This is a genomic window from Streptomyces sp. NPDC050732, assembly GCF_040654255.1.
Lineage (GTDB): Bacteria > Actinomycetota > Actinomycetes > Streptomycetales > Streptomycetaceae > Streptomyces.
This window is the reverse complement of record NZ_JBFAHP010000007.1, coordinates 166,584-187,434: the sequence shown is the minus strand read 5'-3', so window position 1 is coordinate 187,434 and position 20,851 is coordinate 166,584. Positions and strand designations below refer to the sequence as shown.

Here is a 20,851-nt window from a genome sequence, read left to right as displayed (position 1 = left end):
GTCAGTTCCCTCCTGTCGACGTACCGGTGGCGAACGCCGGCTCCGGCTCGCCCTCCGGGCCCTCCGCCCGCAGGCCCGGCTCGCTCTCGGCGCGCGGGCTCGGCTTCTCCGACTCCCGCTGCCGCTGCCGCTGCTGCCGGGCCGCTCTGCGCTCCTTGGCGAGACCGAAGGCCCAGACACTGACCGGCGCCAGCGAGATGACCATCGCCAGCACCGACCAGGTGCGCATCGCCACGTGCGTGTGGTCGAGCACGAAGGAGGCGGCGAGCGACGTGCCGAGCACCACCGCCCAGAAGAGGTGGATGCGGAAGGTCAGGAGCCGGTCCGGGCTCGTGTCGCCGCCCTTGGGGGTGACGACGAAGCGGCTGGGACGGCGCAGGACGGCCGCGCCGAGCGACTTGGCGTAGATGGGTGCGGAGAGCGCCGACATCGCCATGCCGGCGAGGCCGCCGGAGCCCTCGGGCTCGTGCGGGGACACGTTGTGCCTGCGGTTCCAGAGGTAGAGGCCGATCTGGAGGGCGGCCGCGTCGCTGTAGAGCATCAGCCAGACGGACGCGGCGACCTGGGTGCCGCTGGCCCCGAACCACAGGAACAGCACGCAGCTCAGCACACCCAGCAGCCAGTTGACCGCCGTCATCGGGTAGTACACGAGCATCAGGGAGTACGAGAAGAGGCGCCCGGGCGGCATCGTGAACGGCGCCTTCCAGTACTGCTTGAACAGCGTCTCGTACGTGCCGCGCGACCAGCGCATCTGCTGCGTGAAGAAGTCCGTCCAGGAGGCCGGCCCCTCGCCGACGGCCAGCACGTCCGGGGTGTAGACCGAGCGCCAGTGCCTCTTGGTGGCCGGATTGCGGTGGCGGTGCAGCTCGAACCCCGTCGCCATGTCCTCGGTGATCGAGTCGTGCAGGCCGCCGACCTGGGTGAGCGCGCTGATGCGGACGACGTTGTTCGTGCCGACGAACATGGGGGCGCGGTAGCGGTTGCCCGCGCGCTGGATGAGCGCGTGGAAGAGGAACTGCTGGGACTCCGCGGCCTTGGTGACGGGCGTCTCGTAGTTCCCGTAGACCTGCGGCCCCACGACGAAGGCGACGTCCGGGTCGCGGAAGTAGCCCATCATCCGCTCCAGGAAGTTGGGGAGCGGGACGTGGTCCGTGTCGACGGAGGCGAAGAAGTCGTACTCGGCCTGGTGCATCGCCAGCCAGGCGTTGTAGTTGCCGTGCTTGGTGCGGGCCTTGTGGGGCCCCTTCTCGCGATTCCACTCCGGTACGCCCCGGCGGGTGAAGTGGCGCACCCCGAGCTCCTCGCAGAGGGCCTTGGCCTCCGGAGTGTCCCCTTCATCCAGGAGCCATACGTCGAGGGGGCCGGAGTGGTGTATCCGGACGGCACCTTCGAGCGTCGCCCGGACCATCGACAGGGGCTCTTTGCCCGGCACGTACGTGGTGAGGAACGCGACGCGGGTGCCGGCCTCGGGGCGCACGGGTATCGGGTCCCTCGCCACCATCGTGGCGTGGGCGATCGAGACGACGTTCACGAGCATGAAGAGCTCGATCAGCCCGATCGCCACGAGCATCGTGACGTCCAGCCCGATCAGCCAGCTGTCGGCGCCCTCGCGTTCGGTCCAGTGGGTGGGCCAGACGAGGTAGACGAGGAGGAGGCCGGTGAGGAGGGGGGCGAGGGTCATGAGGAGGACGGCGCGTATTCGGTGCGGCTCGCCGGCGAGCAGCGCCCGGTACTGCACCTGATACGCCCCCTCGCCTTCCGTGCCGCCTGCGCCGTCCGGCTCCGTGAGCGGTCCGGCGAGCGTGCTGTGGGTCTCGTAGTCGTAGCCCTCCGGCTGCCGCACAGCGCCCTCCAGGTTCTGGTAATCCAAACGAGCCGATACCCACACAAAAGTGGACTTTCGTCGGCGTGTCGAACGGGGTTCGCCCGTGCGAGCGGTTTTGGGGTGGGGGGTTGCGGTGGGGGGTGGGTTGTGGGGGTGCGTTGCAGGGGGGACGAGTTTGGCGTGCAGTCGACTGGGGCCGGGTGGTAGGGCTACCGAGCGTGGGCGCGGGTCTGCGCTTCTGCCCAACTGTGGGTCTGCGCCTTCTGCCCGCCTTGGGGTCTGCGCCTTCTGCCCGACTGTGGGTCTGCGCCTTCTGCCCGCCTTGGGGTCTGCGCCTTCTGCCTGACTGTGGGCCTGCGCCTTCTGCCCACCTGTGGGGCGCGGCCGCCTGCCCGTCTGTGGGGCTGCGCCTCTGCTTCGCCTATGGGGCGGGGCCGCGGGGGTATGTGCGTACTCGCCATCCCTGCGCCACGCCTCAAGTCCAAAGACGCCACAGTGCGCTCGGTGCTCCGTTCGCACATACCCCCACGTCCCCTCCGGCGCGCTCGCGGCTGCGGCCCGGTGGGGCCTCGCTCCTGCCAACCCGACCACTCCGGGAGAACCCCGCCCCGCACTGCCCCGTCCGGCGGTAGCGGGGACTCATCCTGCCCGGCCCTCACCACCGTTGCGGGAACCGCCCCGCCGGCCCTCACCACCATTGCGGGGAACCGCCCTGCCCAGCCCTCACCGACCGTTGCGGGAGCCCGCCCTGCCCGCCCCTCACCGCCGTTGCGGGGCTCCGCCCACCCTGCCCCCGCTGGGCGGCGCGGGACACCCCCACCCACCCGCCCCTACTCCCGCTGGACGTCGCGGGGCAAACGGGTGGGTGGGTGGGATGCATCCGCCGCGGAGCGGCGGGCTTGGTGCTTCTACGCCGGCGGGGCGGTGCGGGGTGAATGGCCCACCCCGCTCCTACCCGGCAGGGCGGTGCGGGGTGAACGGGTGGGTGGGTGGGAGGTATCCGCCGTGGAGCGGCGGGATTGGGGGTGCTGGCCCGGCGGGATGTCGCGGGGCAGAAGCAGGGGGGCGCACCGGCGCCGGGGGGAGGTCGTTATGGGCGCGATCGGCGGAGGCGGTGGCGTACTGCGCGCTGCGCGAGCGGCCCGAGGTCCTCGACCGCCGTGACGAGAACGGAGAGCTGCTCAAGGGAGTCGAGCGCCCGCTCGGAGCCGACCGCGTCCACCCCTTCGTACAGCTCCATCCCCACGAACGACGCCGCCACCGCCCGCGCGAGCCCGACAGGATCGACGAACTCCCCGAGCGGGGATCCGGCGAGGACCCGCGTCAGGACGTGCTCGATCTCCGCGATCCAGAGAGCGAGGCCCGCCCCCGTGGCGGCCGCGAGCCGCGGCTGGGTCTGCGCCCCGGCGAGCAGCTGCCCGAGAACGGCGACGTGCCCCGCCTCGCGTTCCTCCTCGTGCATCTCCCGCCCGAAGGCGAGGAGTTCGGAGAGGGAGCCGATCCCGGCGAGGCGTTCGCGGTAGCGGGACACCCGCTGCTCGGTGCCGTACCGGCAGGCCTCCGCGAGCAGGTCGTCGACGGAGCCGAAGTGGTAGAAGACGAGCGCCTGGTTGACGCCGGCCGCCGCCGCGATGCTCCGCGCGGACGTCTTGGCGATGCCCTGCTCCGTGAGGGTCCGCAGCGCCCCTTCGAGGAGCTTGGTCCGGGTCTCCTGGGCCTTGGAGGGATCCTTCGCGGCGCTCACGCGCGCACCTCCTCGCGGACCGGGCGAAGCCCGGGCCTGACCCCGCACGTACGGACGTCGGTGTACGTCGCCGCGAAGGACCCCTCGTACCCGAAGAGCGGCCCGAAGTGCCGGTTCGTGACCCTGACCCGGATACGGAAGCGTCCGGACGCGTCGTCGTAGGACTCCCGCACCTCCGCGTCGCCGCCGATCAGCGACGGAACGCGGCAGTCCACCGGGCCCTCCCGGAACCGGTGTTCGCCGGAGCGGATCAGGAGCGAGCCGTCGGGCTCGGCCCGGAAGTGCAGGTCGCTGGCGAGGTGCTGGTGCGTGCCGAGGTAGTCGAGCACGCGGTCACCCCCGGGGCCGAGGACCATCTGGGCGTCGAAGCGGCGGGGGCCGCCGGGCAGGTCGAAGGTGCGCACGAAGGTCACCGTCTCACGGCCGTACGTGTCGGTGTACGGCACGTTCTCGATGACGAAGGGCACGTTCCTGCCCTGGCGTGGGACGAGGATGTTGCGCGTGCCGCCGACCGCGAGGAACGGCTTCACGAAGCCACGGCCGTGCCAGATGCGGTCCATCACGCCCCGCCCCGTGCACGCCTCGCCGCTCGCGAGGCCGACGGAGAAGCGGCGCCGGAGCTGCGGGTGCAGCCGGTCGAAGTCGGCACCCATCGCGGTACGGAAGATCGATGCGGGCTGCTTCACGAGTGCTGCTCCTTGGGCGCGGCGAGCGGGGCGAGTGTGGCGAGGAGCCGTGGGTCACGCGCACGTGCCGGTGGGGTGCGCAGGCAGCGGCGGGCCGCCGGCGTCGTGGGCAGCGGCGGCAGCATCAGCATCAGGGCCGCCGTCGCCAGGGCCGTCATGGGGGCGAGGACGACCGCGGCCACGACCAGGAGGACGCGGGTGACGACATCTGCGACCGCGTTCAAGAGGGCGCGTTCCGGGGTGGTTCCCCGCTCCAGCCAGAGCCTGAGGCGGTCGAAGGACCAGGCCGTCGCCCAGCCCATCAGGGGGCGCAGGACGGCGCGGTCGGCGATCTTCCCGCAGCGGCCCCAGCGCGGTCGGTAGTCGTACCCGGTGAGGAAGCGGATGTCGCCGTCCGGCGTCGGTACGTAACGCCAGTAGCCGCTGCCCTCTTCGAGGAGGGAGAGCGGGTGCGGGCAGGCGAAGCGCAGGGCGGAGGTCCTGGTGCCGTCGGGGCGCCGCTTCTCCCCCGCGGAGACGCCGGTACCGGCGATGGTCAGGAAGGGCAGCACGCGCGTGGCGTACCGGAAGTGCCGCGGCTCGCCCTCCCTGCACGGCAGGTAGTCGATCTCGGTGAAGCGAAGGTCCCACCGCTGGTGCGAGCCGGGCTCCTGGGTGCGTGCCCAGAGGTCGTCCAGATCGGCGCGTATCCGTGCCTCGATGTACAGGCCCACGGCAAACCCCCACGTCAACGTGTTTTTGAGCGACTGCTCAAACAGAAAGTACAGGTATTTGAGCAGTCGCTCAAGCGGAGGCCGGGCACAGAAAAGCCCCCGCCCGAAGGGCGGGGGCTTCTCGGAGTGCGGGAGGGCTATGCGGACAGGTGGCGCTCCACCGTCTCGACCTTGGAGGTGAGGCCGTCCGTCACGCCGGGGCGGATGTCCGCCTTCATGACGACGGAAACGCGCGGCGCGCGCGCCTCGACCGCGGCGACGGCGCGCTTCACGACGTCCATCACCTCGTCCCACTCGCCCTCGACGGACGTGAACATGGCGTCGGTCCGGTGGGGCAGCCCCGACTCGCGGACCACGCGGACCGCGTCGGCGACGTACTCACCGACGTCCTCGCCGACCCCGAGCGGGGTCACGGAGAAGGCGACGATCATGCGTTGACGACGCCTTCCTTGCGGGCGCGCGAGGCGATCACCGCGGCCTCGGCCTCACGCTTCAGCTTGCGCTCGGCCATGAAGCCGCCACCGGGGATGATCGAGAACGCGAAGTAGAGGATGCCCGTCTTGGCGTCCCACTTCGTGCGGTTCCAGGCGTCGAGCCAGAAGAGCACGTACAGGATGAAGAGCACCCCGTGGATCGGGCCGAGCACCGGCGCGACGTTGAACCCCTCCGCGACCGTGTACTTGATGATCGTGCAGACCAACAGCACGATCCAGGAGATGCCCTCGGGCACGGAGACCAGGCGGAGGCGGCGGAGTGCGGAAGCGGTTTTGATGTCCACGGGTCACCTTCGGTGGGACGGACGGCAGGCAGGGGCGGGGGCTCGTCGGCGTCGATCTTGTGAACGGACGCACAAGCGACCCCCATTGTGACATCGGGGTGTTCTCCGGGTTCGCTCAGGGCTCTTCACCCTGTTCTGGGTGGGTACGCGGGGGCTACCGTCGATTCGTGGCTACGTTCCGGCTCCAAGGGAGCAGAGTGCTCGCCGTCGACATGACCGGCGACGCCGTCAAGGCGAAGAACGGCTCGATGGTGGCGTACGAGGGTCGGATGGCCTTCAAGAAGATGACCGGCGGCGGCGAGGGCATCAGGGGCATGGTGACCCGCCGCGTCACCGGCGAGCAGCTGACGGTGATGGAGGTGAAGGGGCACGGCACCTGCTGGTTCGCCGACCGCGCCACGGAGATCAACCTGGTCCGGCTGCAGGGCGAGAAGCTGTACGTCGAAGCGGGCAACCTGCTCTGTACGGACGCCGGCCTGCGCACCGGCACCAGCTTCACGGGCCTGCGCGGCGCGACCCAGGGGAACGGACTGTTCACGACGACAGTCGAGGGCACCGGCCAGGCGGCGATCGTCTCCGACGGCCCCGCGGTGGCCCTGCGCGTCTCCCGGCAGTATCCGCTGACGGTGGACCCGGGGGCGTACATCGCCCACCAGGGAGACGTCCAGCAGAGCTTCCAGTCCGGTGTCACCTTCCGCACTTTCATGGGCGAGGGCGGCGGCGAGGCCTTCCAGATCCGCTTCGAGGGCGAGGGTCTGGTCTATGTCCAGCCCAGTGAGCGCACCACGATCGCCGGGGACGTGTGACATGCCCTTCCGTGAGATCAATTCGAAGATGGTCGAGGCCACCGTGCGGCCGGGCGCCAAGATCTTCAGCCAGCGCGGCGCCATGCTCGCCTACAAGGGAGACGTCTCCTTCACCCCGAACCTCCAGGGCGGCCAGGGAGGTCTGGCCTCCATGATCGGCCGCCGGGTCGCGGGCGAGGCCACCCCGCTGATGACCGTCGAGGGCAGCGGCACGGTCCTCTTCGGGCACGGCGGCCATCACATCCAGGTGATCGCCCTCTCCGGAGACACGCTGTACGTGGAGGCGGACCGCCTCCTCGCCTTCGACGGCACACTCCAGCAGGGCACGATGTTCATGGGCTCACAGGGCGGCGTCATGGGCATGGTGCGCGGCCAGGTCAGCGGCCAGGGCCTGTTCACCACGACCCTGAAGGGCCACGGCTCGGTCGCCGTCATGGCGCACGGCGGCGTCATCGAGGTGCCGATCACCCCCCAGCGCCCCGTCCACGTCGACCCCCAGGCGTACGTCGCACACCACGGCGACGTGCGCAACAAACTCTCCACCGCGCTCGGCTGGCGGGACATGGTGGGCCGCGGCTCCGGCGAGGCCTTCCAGCTGGAGCTGTCGGGGACCGGCGCGGTCTACGTCCAGGCATCGGAGGAAAAGCTGTGATTCCGAACGTCTCGACCGCCGCGGGAGCGCCCGCCGTCTTCGACCCCCTGACACTGCCGAGCGACGACAACGTCAACGCGCACACCTTCTGCGTGGAGCTCACGGGAACCCAGTGGTTCCTGCAGAAGGGCAAGATGATCGCCTACTACGGACGGATCGACTTCAACGGCATCGGGCACGGCCGTCTCGACCGCCTGGTCCGGACCAGTTTCCATTCGCCGCTGCACGCGAGCGACTGGGTCGTGGCGGACGGCCAGGGCAAGATGCTCCTCGCCGACCGGGCCTTCGACGTGAATTCGTATGACTTGGACGAGGGCAACCTGACCATTCGCTCCGGCAACCTCCTCGCTTTTCAGCCAACTCTCGCGCTCAAGCAGTCGATCGTTCCGGGTTTTCTGACGCTCATCGGCACGGGCAAGTTCGTCGCCGCGTCGAACGGCCCGGTGGTGTTCATGGAGCCGCCGATCCGCGTCGATCCGCAGGCGCTCGTGGGCTGGGCGGACTGCCCCTCACCCTGCCATCACTACGACCACGGCTACCTCACCGGCGTGATCGGGGGCGTGCGGGCGCTGACCGGGATCGGCGGCACATCCGGCGAGGAGCACCAGTTCGAGTTCGTGGGGGCCGGCACGGTCCTGCTGCAGTCCACCGAGGCCCTGCTGCCCGAGCAGGCCACGGGCGAGGTGCCGCACCAGGGGGGCGTACCAGGCGGACGGGGCACTCCGGGGCAAGCGGGTCAGCAGCCGGGGGCACCGCGCCTTCCCGGACAACTGGGGGACCTCCAGCGTCGCTTCGGGCTGTGAGCGGTAGTCTGCGGAGTGTGACGGCGAACGCCTGTGCCCCTCCGGGAGCCCGGTGGTGCGAGGCGCGTCACATCCCACCATTCGTTCACCTTTCAACTTCTTAGGTAGAATCGATTCCATGGAGACCGAGACGGCCCCGCAGTGGCTGACCGACGAGGAACAGTGCGCCTGGCGTACCCACGTGGAGGTCAACAGGATGCTGACATATCAGCTCGAAAAGGACCTTCAGCCGTTCAACCTGACCATGAACGACTACGACATTCTCGTTTACCTCTCCGAATCGGAAGAGCTGCGGATGCGCATGAGTGATCTTGCCGCCGCCACCCTGCAGTCCAAGAGTCGCCTGTCCCATCAGATCACCCGCATGGAGAACGCGGGCCTGGTGCGCCGCGAGAACTGCGAGTCCGACCGGCGAGGGCTCTACACCGTCCTCACCGAGGAAGGCATGGAGACCATGCAGAAGGTGGCTCCGCACCATGTCGCCTCCGTCCGGCGGCACTTCGTCGATCTCATCTCCGCCGATGCCCTCGACGAGCTGCGCAAGGCCCTGACCCCGATCGCGGAACATCTGCGCTCCCAGCGCGGAAAGCCCTGACCCGCTCCGCCACGGCCGGCCGCGCCGACCCTCACTCCGCCGACGACTGAGGGCTGGGCAGCCGGAGCTCGAACAGCGCACCACCGGACGGCGCCTCACACACCACGAGCGTGCCGCCGTGCCGCACCGCCACGTCCCGCGCGATGGCGAGGCCCAGACCGGCCCCGCCCTCGTCGCGGGTCCGCGCGTCGTCGAGCCGTACGAACCGCTCGAAGATCCGCTCCCGTTCGCCCTCCGGCACGCCGCTCCCGTCATCGGACACCTCAAGGACCGCCCAGGCGCCATCGCTCCGGGTGGAGACCGTGACGCGGGAGCGCGCGTGCCGCTGGGCGTTGTTCAGGAGGTTGCCGAGCACCCGCGCCAACTGGCCGCGGGAGCCCACGACTTCCACGCTCTTCAGCTCCGTGTGCACGTCGACGCGGTCCCGGGTGCGCTGCGACAGCTCCTCGCGGACGAACGCCGCCAGGTCGACCCGGCCCCCGCCCGGCTTCTCCCCCGCGTCCAGACGGGCCAGGAGCAGCAGGTCCGCGGCGAGCTCCTGAAGCCGCACGGTGTCCTCGACGGCGCCGTCGACATCCAGCAACTCCGGGTGGGCCGCGCCCACTTCGAGCTGGGTACGGAGCGACGCGATGGGGCTGCGCAGCTCGTGCGAGGCGTCCGCCACGAACCGGCGCTGGCGCTCCACCGAGGTCTGCAGGGCGGTGAGCGTCTCGTTCGTGGTGCGGGCGAGCCGGGCGATCTCGTCGTGCGTGTCCGGTTCGGGCACCCGGCGCGCGAGGTCCTCCGACGCGGTGATCGCGGACATCTCCGCGGTGATCGCCGCCACCGGGCGCAGGGCGCGCCGCGTCACCAGCCAGGTGACCCCGGCGACGACCGCGAGCAGCAGCGGAAAGCCGATCAGCATGGAGGTCAGCGCCGTCGACGTGGCGCTCTGTTCGTCGGCGAGCGAACCGCCCGCGTAGACCGTGAAGTCGCCCCTCTTCTCCGTGCCCACCTCGACGGCGGCGAACCGGTAGTCGGCGCTCTCGCCGTCGACGGTGGCGGACCCGGAGCTGTACTCGGTGTCCTCGTCGACCTCTCCGAGCTCGGGCGCCTCACCGGGCTCTGCCGCCTCGCCCTTGTCGTCCCCGTCGTCACCCGCGTCCTCGCCGCCGGAGCGCGCGGCGGCCCCCACGGGCTCGACCGCGCCGGTCCCGGTGCCGCTGATCCGCTCCAGATCGTCGCTGACGGCGACCAGCCTGCCGTTCTCGTCGACGACCTGCACCGGGCTGTCGTCCTCGTCCGGCAGGTCGAGGTCGTCGAACGGCCGGCCCGCCACCAGCTGCGAGGCGACATCGCGGGCCGCCGCGTCGGCTCGGCCGTCCGCCTGGTCGGTGAGGTTGGCCCGCAGCGCGAGCAGTACGGCGGCGCCCGCGGCGACCAGGGCGAGGGCGACGACCAGGCTCGCGCCGAGCGTGGCCCTGGCCCGCACCGATCCGAACAGCCTGCTCATCGCGGGGCCTCCAGGCGGTATCCGGCGCCGCGCACGGTCTTGATGAGGGCCGCGCCGAGCTTGCGCCGCAGCGTGCTCACGTACACCTCGACGATGTTGGGGTCGCCCTCGTACGCGAAGTCCCAGACGTGCTCCAGGATGTCTCCCTTGGAGACCACCTCGCCCGCCCGCAGCACCAGCTGCTCCAGGACCGCGAACTCCTTGGTGGTGAGGGTGATCTCGTCCTCGCCGCGGAAGACGCGGCGCGCGGCCGTGTCGACCTTGAGGTCGCCCAGGACGTGGACCGGGGACGGGCCCGCGCCGCCGCGCCGCCGCAGCAGCGCCTTCACGCGGGCGACAAGCACGACGTACGAGAAGGGCTTGGTGAGGTAGTCGTCCGCGCCCGTGTCGAGGCCCTCCGCCTCGTCGTACTCGCCGTCCTTGGCGGTGAGCATCAGGATCGGCACCTCGTTGCCCGCGGCGCGCAGCGTGGAGCAGACGCGGTAGCCGTTCATGCCGGGCAGCATGATGTCGAGGATCACCAGGTCGTACGTGCCCTCGCTCGCCCGGTGCAGCCCGTCGACGCCGTCGTGGACGACGTCGACGGCGTAGCCCTCGGCGGTCAGGCCCTTGGCGAGCGACAGGGCCAGCCGCTTCTCGTCTTCCACGATCAACAAACGCATGCGCTCAGGGTGGCAGAGCGAAGCTGAAGAGTTCTTCAGGCGGCTTCAGCGTGGGTTCAGGAACGCTCCGCCAGATTGGTCCTCGTCGAAAGCGAACGACAGCGGCCCACCGGCCGCAGCGAACTCGCACACCGTCTCGGAGGAACACCCATGAAGCGCAACATCGTGATCGCCACCGTCGCCGCCGCGGCCCTGATCGGAGGCGGCACCGCCACCGCCTTCGCGGTCGGCGGTGACGACGACAGCGCAGCCAACCGTTCGAGCGTCCAGCTCAAGGACCACGACCGCGGGGACGACGACGGCAAGGACGACGACCGCGACGACGCCGCGGAGAACACCGCCGAGGCGAAGGCCGCCAAGGTGACGGCCGCGGACGCCATCAAGGCCGCCCTCGCCGACACCAAGGGCACCGCGGTCTCCGCCGAGCTCGACGACGAGGACGGCGGCCTGGTCTGGGACGTCGACCTCCTGAACGGCAAGACGTGGCACAGCGTCGAGGTCGACGCGGGCACCGGCAAGGTCCTGGGCTCCTGGACCGAGAAGGATGACGACGGTGACGACGCCGCCGATGCCGCCCGCGTGAACTCCGCGCTGAAGGGCGCGACCGTCGGCGCCGCGGACGCCGCGAAGGCCGGCGCCGACAAGGGCACCGTGACCTCCGTGGACCTGGACGACGACGGCACGGCGACCGCCTGGAACGTGGAGACGACCGGCGCGAAGGGCGCCGAGTCCGAGTACGACGTCGACCTGAAGACCGGCAAGGTCACGGCGGACCACTCGGACGACCACGCCGACCACGACGACCAGGACGACAACGACACCGACGGCTCCGACGACTGACGTACGGAACACCATCGCGGCCCGGACCTCAGGTCCGGGCCGTTCCCGTGCGCGCCGGTCGTGCGCTAGCTCTCCGTGAGCCCCTCGACCAGCTCGTCCGCGGCCGTGTACGGGTCCAGCTCCCCCGCCACGATGCGCTCCGCGAGCGCGGAGAGCCTGAGGTCGCCGTGCAGGGACCCGATCCGCTGCCGCAGCGTCGTGACGGCGATCGTCTCGACCTCCCGGGAGGCGCGGGCGACCCGCCGCTCGGCGAGGACGCCGCGCTCCTCCATCCAGGCCCGGTGCTTCTCCAGCGCCTCCACGACCTCGTCGACGCCTTCGCCGCGCGCCGCGACCGTCTTCACGATGGGCGGCCGCCAGTCGCCGGGGCCGCGGGACTCGCCGAGGCCCAGCATGTGGTTCAGCTCGCGGGCGGTCGCGTCGGCGCCGTCGCGGTCCGCCTTGTTGACGACGTACACGTCGCCGATCTCCAGGATGCCGGCCTTGGCCGCCTGGATGCCGTCGCCCATGCCGGGCGCGAGGAGCACCACCGACGTGTCCGCCTGGGAGGCGATCTCCACCTCGGACTGGCCGACGCCGACGGTCTCGACGAGGATCACGTCGCAGCCCGCCGCGTCCAGGACGCGGATGGCCTGCGGCGCGGCCCACGCGAGCCCGCCGAGGTGACCGCGCGTGGCCATGGAGCGGATGTAGACGCCGGGGTCGGACGCGTGGTCCGACATCCGGACCCGGTCGCCGAGGAGGGCGCCGCCGGAGAAGGGCGACGACGGGTCCACGGCGAGGACGCCGACCCGCTTCCCGGCCCGCCGGTAGGAGCTCACGAGCGCGGACGTCGATGTCGACTTGCCGACACCGGGCGATCCGGTGAGACCGACCACGTAGGCGTGGCCCGCGAGCGGGGCCAGCGCCGCCATCACTTCGCGCAGCTGCGGTGACGCCCCCTCGACCAGTGAGATCAGCCGGGCCACGGCCCGCGGCCTGCCCTCGCGGGCCTGCGCCACCAGGGAGGGGACGTCCTGCATCACAGCTCCGTTCAGTACGTACGGGAGAGGACCGACGTGCGGTCAGGCCTTGGCGACCTTCACGATCAGGGCGTCGCCCTGCCCGCCGCCGCCGCACAGCGCGGCCGCGCCCACGCCGCCGCCCCGCCGCTTCAGCTCCAGGGCGAGGTGCAGCACGAGGCGTGCGCCCGACATACCGATCGGGTGCCCAAGGGCGATGGCTCCGCCGTTGACGTTCACCTTTTCCGACGAAACTCCGAGGTCGTTCATTGACTGCACCGCGACGGCGGCGAAGGCTTCGTTGATCTCGATCAGGTCGAGGTCGGAGACCGTCAGGCCCTCCTTCTTCAGCGCGTGCTGGATGGCGTTGGACGGCTGGGACTGGAGCGAGTTGTCGGGTCCCGCCACATTGCCGTGCGCCCCGATCTCGGCGAGCCAGTCGAGGCCCAGCTCCTCGGCCTTGGCCTTGGACATGACGACGACCGCGGCGGCGCCGTCGGAGATCTGCGAGGCGGAGCCCGCCGTGATCGTGCCGTCCTTGGAGAAGGCGGGGCGCAGCTTGCCGAGGGACTCGGCGGTGGTCTCCGGGCGGATGCCCTCGTCCTTGGCGAAGAGCACCGGGTCGCCCTTGCGCTGCGGGATCTCGACCGGGGTGATCTCGGCCTCGAACAGGCCGTTCTTCTCCGCGGCGGCGGCGCGCCGGTGGGAGAGGGCGGCCACCTCGTCCTGCTCGGGACGGCGGATGCCGAGCCGGGTGTTGTGCTTCTCCGTGGACTCGCCCATGGCGACGCCGTCGAAGGAGTCGGTCAGGCCGTCGTGCGCCATGGAGTCGAGCATCTCGATCGCGCCGTACTTGTGGCCCTCGCGGGACTTGGGGAGCAGGTGCGGGGCGTTGGTCATGGACTCCTGACCGCCGGCCACCACGATGTCGAACTCGCCCGCGCGGATCAGCTGGTCGGCGAGCGCGATGGCGTCGAGGCCCGAGAGGCAGACCTTGTTGACGGTCAGCGCGGGGACGTTCATGGGGATGCCCGCCTTGACGGCGGCCTGGCGTGCCGGGATCTGCCCTGCCCCGGCCTGGAGCACCTGGCCCATGATCACGTACTGGACCTGGTCGCCGCCGATTCCCGCGCGTTCCAGCGCGGCCTTGATCGCGAAGCCCCCCAGGTCCGCACCCGAGAAGGACTTCAGCGAGCCGAGGAGACGGCCCATGGGCGTGCGTGCGCCCGCGACGATCACTGAGGTGGTGCCGGTCGTTCCTGCCATGTGCGACGACCCCTTGGGAGGAGAGGAGTTAACGAGGGTTTATCTGAATGTACTGAGCAGTACCCCTGCCGTCATCGGGCGGCGACTGTGATCGCGCGCACGTTGCGTAATCACTGGGTCAAGCGCTGCACTTGAACCATGCTGACGCGAATCGATCACATCGGGATCGCCTGTTTCGACCTCGACAAGACCGTCGAGTTCTACCGCGCGACGTACGGATTCGAGGTGTTCCACACCGAGGTCAACGAAGAGCAGGGCGTGCGCGAGGCCATGCTCAAAATCAACGAGACGAGTGACGGAGGTGCCTCCTACCTCCAGCTCCTGGAACCGACCCGCGACGACTCCGCGGTCGGCAAGTGGCTGGCCAAGAACGGCGAGGGCGTGCACCACATCGCCTTCGGCACCGCGGACGTGGACGGCGACGCCGCGGCCATCAAGGACAAGGGCGTACGCGTCCTCTACGAAGAGCCCCGAATCGGCTCCATGGGGTCACGCATCACGTTCCTGCACCCGAAGGACTGCCACGGCGTCCTTACGGAACTTGTCACTTCGGCACCCTCCGAGGCACCGGAGCACTGACCTCCGTATATCTGGGCCGGTAGGGTTAGTGGCGGCCGTCCGAACTTTGGGCGGCCACGTACCGGGGTCCGGGTTTCGGGGGACGAGCGTCGGGGCAGCAGCTCATGCCCCGCTGTTGATCTGACACCATTCCCCCGGGGGCCCCGTTCGGCGGATGGACGGGGCTCGTTGGAGAGACTTGCGACCAGGGGACGGATGGGACCGCGCAGTGCGGGGCTACGAACGCCAAGAGAACTCGCGGGCTGAGACCGACAGTCTGTCGCGGTTCGAGGCCGAGATGGACCGGCTGAAGACCGAGCGGGAGAAAGCCGTCCAGCACGCCGAGGACCTCGGCTACCAGGTCGAGGTGTTGCGCGCCAAGCTGCACGAGGCGCGCCGCAACCTCGCGTCCCGGCCTGCCTACGACAGCGCGGACATCGGGTATCAGGCCGAGCAGTTGCTCCGCAACGCCCAGATCCAGGCCGAGCAGCTGCGCGCCGACGCCGAGCGCGAGCTCCGCGACGCCCGCGCGCAGACCCAGCGCATCCTCCAGGAGCACGCCGAGCAACAGGCCCGCCTCCAGTCCGAGCTGCACGCCGAGGCCGTCTCGCGCCGCCAGCAGCTCGACCAGGAGCTGGCCGAGCGCCGCAGGACCGTCGAGTCCCACGTCAACGAGAACGTGGCCTGGGCCGAGCAGCTCAGGGCCCGCACGGAACAGCAGGCCCGCCGCCTCCTCGACGAGTCGCGCGCCGAGGCCGACCAGGCCCTGGCCGCCGCCCGCGCGGAGGCCGCCCGGATCGCCGAGGAGGCCCGCCAGCGCCTCGCAGGGGACGCGGAGGCCGCCCGCGCCGAGGCCGAGGCGATCCTGCGCCGCGCCCGCACCGACGCCGAGCGCCTGCTGAACGCCGCGTCGACGCAGGCCCAGGAGGCCACCGACCACGCCGAGCAGCTGCGCTCCACCACGGCGACCGAGTCCGAGCAGGCGCGCCGCCAGGCCGCCGAGGCGAGCCGGGCCGCCGAGCAGCGCATGGCCGAGGCCGAGACGGCGCTGCGCGCGGCGCGCGGCGAGGCCGAGAAGGTGCTCGCCGAGGCCAAGGAGGCCGCGGCCAAGCAGCTGTCGGCCGCCGAGGCGGCGAACGAACAGCGCACGCGGACCGCCAAGGAGCAGGTCGCCCGCCTGGTCGGCGAGGCCACCAAGGAGGCCGAGTCCACCAGGTCCGAGGCCGAGCAGCTGGTCGCCGACGCCCGCGCGGAGGCCGAGAAGCTGATCGCGGACGCCGCCGAGAAGGCGCGCACGATCACCGCCGAGGAGACCGCGAGCCAGCTCGCGAAGGCCGCGCGGACCGCCGAGGAGGTCCTCGACAAGGCCTCGAAGAACGCCAAGGAGACCACGAAGGCCGCCACCGAGGAGGCCGAGCGGATCCGGTCCGAGGCGGAGGCCGAGGCGGACCGGCTGCGCGCCGAGGCGCACGACATCGCCGAGGAGCTCAAGGGCGCGGCGAAGGACGACACGAAGGAGTACCGCGCCAAGACCGTCGAGCTGCAGGAGGAGGCGCGCCGGCTGCGCGGCGAGGCCGAGCAGCTGCGGGCCGACGCGGTCTCCGAGGGCGAGCGCATCCGGGGCGAGGCGCGGCGCGAGGCGGTCAAGGAGATCGAGGAGGCGGCCAAGTCCGCCGAGGAGCTGCTCGCCAAGGCGAAGGCCGACGCCGAGGAGCTGCGCACGGCCGCGGCCACCGAGAGCGACCGGGTCCGTACCGAGGCCGTCGAGCGCGCCACGACGCTGCGCACGCAGGCCGAGGAGACCCTGGAGCGCACCCGTGAGGAGGCCGAGCGGCACCGCGAGGAGGCCGCCGAGCAGGCCGCGGCCACGAAGTCCGAGGCCGAGGAGGCCGCGCGGGCGCTGCGCGAGGAGACCGAGCAGGCCATAGCGGCACGGCAGGCCGAGGCCGCCGAGGAGCTGACGCGGCTGCGCACGGAGGCCGAGGAGCGCCTGTCGGCCGCCGAGCAGGCGCTGACCGACGCCCGGGCCGAGGCCGAGCGCATGCGCAAGGAGGCCACGGACGAGACGGACCGGCTGCGCGCCGAGTCCGCCGAGCGGATCCGCACGCTCCAGGCGCAGGCCGAGACCGAGGCGGAGCGGCTGCGCGACGAAGCCGCGGCCGATGCCTCGCAGGCCCGCGCCGAGGGCGAGAACATCGCCGTACGGCTGCGTTCGGAGGCCGCCGCCGAGGCGGAGCGGCTCAAGACGGAGGCCCAGGAGTCGGCCGACCGGGTCCGCGCGGAGGCCGCGGCCGCCGCCGAGCGCGTCGGCACGGAGGCCGCCGAGGCGCTCGCCGCCGCCCAGGAGGAGGCGGTCCGCCGTCGCCGCGAGGCCGAGGAGACCCTCAACTCCGCGCGTGCGGAGGCCGACCAGGAGCGTGAGCGGGCCCGCGAGCAGAGCGAGGAGCTCCTCGCGTCCGCCCGCAAGCGCGTCGAGGAGGCGCAGGCCGAGGCGGTCCGGCTCGTCGAGGAGGCCGACCGCCGCGCGACCGAGCTGGTCTCGGCCGCCGAGCAGCACGCCCAGTCCGTACGCGACTCCGTGGCCGGCCTGCACGAGACGGCGCAGGAGGAGGTCGCGGGGCTGCGCTCGGCCGCCGAGCACGCCGCCGAGCGTACGAGGACGGAGGCGCAGGAGGAGGCGGACCGCGTCCGCTCCGACGCCTACGCCGAGCGGGAGCGCGCCACCGAGGACGCCAACCGCACCCGGCGCGAGGCGACGGAGGCCTCGGAGGCCGCCAAGGAGCTCGCGGAGCGTACGGTCGCGGACGCCATCGCGGAGGCCGAGCGGCTGCGCTCGGCCGCCTCGGAGCACGCCCAGCAGGTGCGCACGGAGGCGTCGGACACCATCGCGCAGGCGGAGCAGGACGCGGCACGCACGCGTGCCGACGCCCGCGAGGACGCCAACCGCATCCGCAACGACGCGGCGAGCCAGGCCGACACGCTGATCGGCGAGGCCCGCAGCGAGGCCGAGAAGCTGCAGAACGAGACGGTCGCGGCGGCCGAGCGGCTGCGTGCCGAGTCGACGGCGGAGGCCGAGCGGCTCAAGACCGAGTCCACCACGGAGGCCGAGCGCGTCCGCGCGGAGGCCGCCGAACAGGCGGAGCGGCTCACGGCCGAGTCCACCGCGGAAGCGGAGCGCGTCCGTACGGAAGCCGCGGAGCAGGCCGAGCGGCTGCGCGCCGAGTCCACCGCCGAGGCGGAGCGGGTCCGTGCGGAGTCCGTGGCGAAGGCCGAGAAGCTCATCTCGGACGCCTCCGGCGACGCCGAGCGGCTGCGCGCCGAGGCCGCCGAGACGGTCAACTCCGCGCAGCAGCACGCCGAGCGGATCCGCAGCGAGTCCGAGCGCGTCAAGGCCGCGGCGGCGAGCGAGGCCGAACGGCTCACGTCGGAGGCGCGCGAGGAGGCCGAGCGCACGCTCGACGAGGCCCGCAAGGAGGCCAACAAGCGCCGTCAGGAAGCCGCCGAGCAGGTCGACACGCTCATCACGGAGGCCGCGGCGGAGGCCGAGAAGCTGACGGCGGACGCCCAGGAGAAGGCGCTGAAGGCGACCACGGACGCCGAGGCGCAGGCCGACACGATGGTCGGCGCGGCCCGCAAGGAGGCCGAGCGGCTGGTCGCGGCGGCGACGGTCGAGGGCAACTCCCTGGTGGAGAAGGCCCGTACGGACGCGGACGAGCTGCTCGTCGGCGCCCGCCGCGACGCGACGGCCATAAGGGAGCGCTCGGAGGAGCAGCGCGACCGTCTCAGCGCCGAGATCGAGGAGTTGCACGACCGCGCCCGCCGCGAGTCCGCCGAGGCGATGAAGTCCGCGGGCGAGCGGTGCGACGCGCTGGTCAAGGCCGCGGAGGAGCAGCTGGCCGAGGCCGAGGCGAAGGCCAAGGAGCTGGTCTCGGACGCCAACTCGGAGGCGGGCAAGGTCCGTATCTCCGCCGTGAAGAAGGCCGAGGCGCTCCTGAAGGAGGCCGAGACGAAGAAGGCCGCGCTGACCCGCGAGGCCGAGCGGATCAAGGCCGAGGCCGAGGCGGAGGCGACGCGCATGGTCGAGGAGGGCAAGCAGGAGCTGGAGGTTTTGGTGCGGCGCCGCGCGGACATCAATGCGGAGATCTCCCGTGTCCAGGACGTGCTGGAGGCGTTGGAGTCTTTCGAGGCCCCGTCGAGCGGTGCGAAGTCCGGGTCGGGCGGCGGTTCGGGCGCGGGCGGTGTCAAGGCGGGAGCCGCGGCCGGATCGACACGTTCGAGTGGCAAGCAGTCGGAGGGGTAGTCAAAGGGAATCTGCCGTGCTCCGAAAGGACCTTTGGCCCTGTCCCTGGCAAGCGCTCTGACGGTCAGCCACTCAAAAGGGGTGTCATTCTCCAGATCAAACAGGCATCTGCTCGATGACACGCCGCTTGGACCCCTAGGATTCCCTCTATCACCTCACCGGTCTCATTCGACAGGAACCCCATGAGCGACACTTCCCCCTACGGCTTCGAGCTTGTGCGGCGTGGGTACGACCGCGCTCAGGTGGACGAACGTATCTCCAAGCTCGTCTCCGACCGTGACAGCGCTCTTGCCCGTATCACTGCTCTGGAAAAGCGCATCGAGGAGCTCCACCTCGAAACGCAGAACGCCCAGGCCCAGGTCTCCGACGCCGAGCCGTCGTACGCCGGTCTCGGTGCCCGCGTCGAGAAGATCCTCCGCCTCGCCGAGGAGGAGGCGAAGGACCTGCGCGAGGAGGCCCGTCGCGCGGCCGAGCAGCACCGCGAGCTCGCCGAGTCCGCCGCCCAGCAGGTGCGCAACGACGCCGAGTCGTTCGCCGCCGAGCGCAAGGCCAAGGCCGAGGACGAGGGCGTCCGGATCGTCGAGAAGGCCAAGGGCGAGGCGAGCGCGCTGCGGACCGAGGCCCAGAAGGACGCGCAGTCCAAGCGCGAGGAGGCGGACGCCCTCTTCGAGGAGACCCGTGCCAAGGCCGCCCAGGCCGCCGCGGACTTCGAGACGAACCTCGCCAAGCGCCGTGAGCAGTCCGAGCGTGACCTGGCCTCCCGTCAGGCCAAGGCGGAGAAGCGCCTCGCGGAGATCGAGCACCGTGCGGAGCAGCTGCGCCTGGAGGCGGAGAAGCTGCGGACCGACGCGGAGCGCCGCGCCCGGCAAACCGTCGAGACCGCTCAGCGCCAGGCCGAGGACATCGTGGCCGACGCGAACGCGAAGGCGGACCGGATCCGTTCGGAGTCCGAGCGCGAGCTCGCCGCGCTCACGAACCGCCGCGACAGCATCAACGCGCAGCTCACCAATGTGCGGGAGATGCTGGCGACGCTCACCGGTGCCGCTGTGGCTGCCGCCGGCACGCCCGCCGACGACGAGCCCGTCTCTCGCGGGGTGCCGGCTCAGCAGACCCGCTGAGGCGCTTGCCGAGCCCCCTGCCCAAGTGGCAGGGGGCTTTGTCCCGTTTTAGCGTTGCCGCATGATCGAGCTTGAGGGGCTGACCAAGCGGTACGGCGAGAAGGTGGCCGTCAACAACCTGAGCTTCGCCGTCCGCCCCGGCATGGTCACCGGCTTCCTCGGTCCGAACGGCGCGGGCAAGTCCACCACCATGCGCATGCTGCTCGGGCTCGACCACCCCTCGGCCGGCGCCGTCCGCATCGACGGCCGGCACTACACCGAGCTGAAGGACCCCCTCACGCGCATCGGCGCGCTCCTCGACGCCAAGGCGATGCACGGCGGCCGCAGCGCCTACCACCACCTGCTCTGCCTCGCGCAGAGCAACGGCATCCCGCGCGCCCGCGTCAGCGAGGTCCTCGACACCGTCGGGCTGACCGCCGTCGCCAAGAAGAAGGCCAAGGGCTTCTCGCTCGGCATGGGCCAGCGCCTGGGCATCGCCGGGGCGCTCCTCGGCGATCCCGAGATCCTGATGTTCGACGAGCCGGTCAACGGCCTCGACCCCGAGGGCATCCACTGGATCCGCAACCTGATGAAGTCCCTTGCCGCGCAGGGGCGTACGGTCTTCGTCTCCTCGCATCTGATGAGCGAGATGGCGCTCACCGCCGATCATCTCGTCGTCATCGGCCAGGGCCGCCTGCTGGCCGACCTGTCGATGTCCGACTTCATCCGGCAGAACTCCCGGTCGTACGTCAGACTCCGCTCCCCGCAGCGCGAACGTCTCCTCGACGTCCTGCACCGGGCGGGCGTCACCGCCGTCGACGTGGGCGACGGCGCCCTCGAAGTGGACGGTGCCCCGGCGGAGGAGCTCGGTGAGCTCGCCGCGCGGAACCAGCTCGTCCTCCATGAGCTGAGCCCCCAACAGGCCTCCCTGGAGGAGGCGTTCATGCAGCTCACCGCGGAGTCGGTCGAATACCACGCGCACGCCGACCACAAGGGTCCCGGCCAGGGCCGGCAGCCGCGGAAGGGAGCCTGA

The 20,851-nt window shown here is 71.4% G+C and carries 19 protein-coding genes; 9 read left to right on the top strand and 10 right to left on the bottom strand.

Going from position 1 to position 20,851, the window contains the following annotated elements; genetic code table 11:
* Nucleotide 1: 1 nt before the first annotated feature.
* The 6 genes from AB0H82_RS08860 to AB0H82_RS08835 all read right to left on the bottom strand — a co-directional run bounded on the left by AB0H82_RS08860 (nt 2) and on the right by AB0H82_RS08835 (nt 5,746).
* Nucleotides 2-1,870, bottom strand: a complete 1,869-nt coding sequence (locus AB0H82_RS08860; protein ID WP_362990334.1) for a cellulose synthase catalytic subunit — start codon at nt 1,868-1,870, stop codon at nt 2-4.
* A 1,045-nt stretch (nt 1,871-2,915) separates the two neighbouring features.
* Nucleotides 2,916-3,569 carry a TetR/AcrR family transcriptional regulator gene (locus AB0H82_RS08855; RefSeq protein WP_362990332.1) on the bottom strand — a complete coding sequence of 218 codons (654 nt, stop codon included), beginning with the start codon at nt 3,567-3,569 and terminating at the stop codon, nt 2,916-2,918.
* Nucleotides 3,566-4,222, bottom strand: a complete 657-nt coding sequence (locus tag AB0H82_RS08850) for a DUF4166 domain-containing protein (RefSeq protein WP_362990439.1) — start codon at nt 4,220-4,222, stop codon at nt 3,566-3,568. Before AB0H82_RS08850 ends, AB0H82_RS08855 begins: the two co-directional genes overlap by 4 nt.
* 29 nt (nt 4,223-4,251) lie before the next feature.
* Complete coding sequence (locus tag AB0H82_RS08845) at nt 4,252-4,968, bottom strand: hypothetical protein (RefSeq protein WP_362990330.1); 717 nt, start codon at nt 4,966-4,968, stop codon at nt 4,252-4,254.
* A gap of 137 nt (nt 4,969-5,105) precedes the next feature.
* A complete protein-coding gene (locus AB0H82_RS08840) occupies nt 5,106-5,399 on the bottom strand; it encodes an MTH1187 family thiamine-binding protein (protein ID WP_362990328.1) in 294 nt (97 codons plus the stop codon).
* On the bottom strand, nt 5,396-5,746 hold the full coding sequence (locus AB0H82_RS08835; protein WP_362990326.1) for a DUF3817 domain-containing protein: 351 nt from the start codon (nt 5,744-5,746) through the stop codon (nt 5,396-5,398). The genes AB0H82_RS08840 and AB0H82_RS08835 overlap by 4 nt, the downstream gene beginning before the upstream one ends.
* A 167-nt stretch (nt 5,747-5,913) precedes the next feature.
* Here AB0H82_RS08835 and AB0H82_RS08830 point away from each other — a divergent pair, with 167 nt between their 5' ends.
* The 4 genes from AB0H82_RS08830 to AB0H82_RS08815 all read left to right on the top strand — a co-directional run bounded on the left by AB0H82_RS08830 (nt 5,914) and on the right by AB0H82_RS08815 (nt 8,602).
* Nucleotides 5,914-6,552 (top strand): AIM24 family protein, encoded by a 639-nt coding sequence (locus tag AB0H82_RS08830; RefSeq protein WP_362990324.1) that lies wholly within the window; start codon nt 5,914-5,916, stop codon nt 6,550-6,552.
* A gap of 1 nt (nt 6,553) precedes the next feature.
* Nucleotides 6,554-7,204: an AIM24 family protein gene (locus AB0H82_RS08825; RefSeq protein WP_362990322.1), complete on the top strand. Its 651-nt coding sequence runs from the start codon at nt 6,554-6,556 to the stop codon at nt 7,202-7,204.
* The gene (locus tag AB0H82_RS08820; RefSeq protein WP_362990437.1) at nt 7,204-8,007 is read left to right on the top strand and encodes an AIM24 family protein; all 804 of its coding nucleotides are present in this window, start codon (nt 7,204-7,206) and stop codon (nt 8,005-8,007) included. Before AB0H82_RS08825 ends, AB0H82_RS08820 begins: the two co-directional genes overlap by 1 nt.
* Nucleotides 8,008-8,125: 118 nt before the next feature.
* On the top strand, nt 8,126-8,602 hold the full coding sequence (locus AB0H82_RS08815) for a MarR family transcriptional regulator (RefSeq protein ID WP_362990320.1): 477 nt from the start codon (nt 8,126-8,128) through the stop codon (nt 8,600-8,602).
* A 31-nt stretch (nt 8,603-8,633) separates the two neighbouring features.
* On the opposite strand, the gene AB0H82_RS08810 is transcribed toward AB0H82_RS08815, so the two are convergent.
* On the bottom strand, nt 8,634-10,094 hold the full coding sequence (locus tag AB0H82_RS08810) for a HAMP domain-containing sensor histidine kinase (RefSeq protein ID WP_362990318.1): 1,461 nt from the start codon (nt 10,092-10,094) through the stop codon (nt 8,634-8,636).
* A complete protein-coding gene (locus tag AB0H82_RS08805) occupies nt 10,091-10,756 on the bottom strand; it encodes a response regulator transcription factor (RefSeq protein ID WP_362990316.1) in 666 nt (221 codons plus the stop codon). Before AB0H82_RS08805 ends, AB0H82_RS08810 begins: the two co-directional genes overlap by 4 nt.
* Before the next feature lie 150 nt (nt 10,757-10,906).
* On the opposite strand from AB0H82_RS08805, the gene AB0H82_RS08800 reads away from it, so the two are divergent.
* Nucleotides 10,907-11,596 (top strand): PepSY domain-containing protein, encoded by a 690-nt coding sequence (locus AB0H82_RS08800; RefSeq protein ID WP_362990314.1) that lies wholly within the window; start codon nt 10,907-10,909, stop codon nt 11,594-11,596.
* Nucleotides 11,597-11,661: 65 nt separating this feature from the next.
* Here AB0H82_RS08800 and meaB read toward each other — a convergent pair whose 3' ends face one another.
* A complete protein-coding gene (meaB, locus tag AB0H82_RS08795) occupies nt 11,662-12,618 on the bottom strand; it encodes a methylmalonyl Co-A mutase-associated GTPase MeaB (RefSeq protein WP_362990312.1) in 957 nt (318 codons plus the stop codon).
* A 42-nt stretch (nt 12,619-12,660) separates the two neighbouring features.
* Nucleotides 12,661-13,863 carry an acetyl-CoA C-acetyltransferase gene (locus AB0H82_RS08790; RefSeq protein ID WP_362990310.1) on the bottom strand — a complete coding sequence of 401 codons (1,203 nt, stop codon included), beginning with the start codon at nt 13,861-13,863 and terminating at the stop codon, nt 12,661-12,663.
* Nucleotides 13,864-14,001: 138 nt separating this feature from the next.
* On the opposite strand from AB0H82_RS08790, the gene mce reads away from it, so the two are divergent.
* From mce to AB0H82_RS08770, 4 genes are all read left to right on the top strand, one after another.
* Nucleotides 14,002-14,442 (top strand): methylmalonyl-CoA epimerase, encoded by a 441-nt coding sequence (gene mce / locus AB0H82_RS08785; protein ID WP_362990308.1) that lies wholly within the window; start codon nt 14,002-14,004, stop codon nt 14,440-14,442.
* Nucleotides 14,443-14,650: 208 nt separating this feature from the next.
* Nucleotides 14,651-18,721 carry a polarized growth protein Scy gene (gene scy, locus AB0H82_RS08780; RefSeq protein WP_362990306.1) on the top strand — a complete coding sequence of 1,357 codons (4,071 nt, stop codon included), beginning with the start codon at nt 14,651-14,653 and terminating at the stop codon, nt 18,719-18,721.
* Nucleotides 18,722-18,903: 182 nt separating this feature from the next.
* Entirely contained in the window at nt 18,904-19,839 is a 936-nt protein-coding gene (locus AB0H82_RS08775; protein WP_362990304.1) for a cellulose-binding protein, read from the top strand.
* 61 nt (nt 19,840-19,900) lie between these two features.
* Entirely contained in the window at nt 19,901-20,851 is a 951-nt protein-coding gene (locus AB0H82_RS08770; protein WP_362990302.1) for an ABC transporter ATP-binding protein, read from the top strand.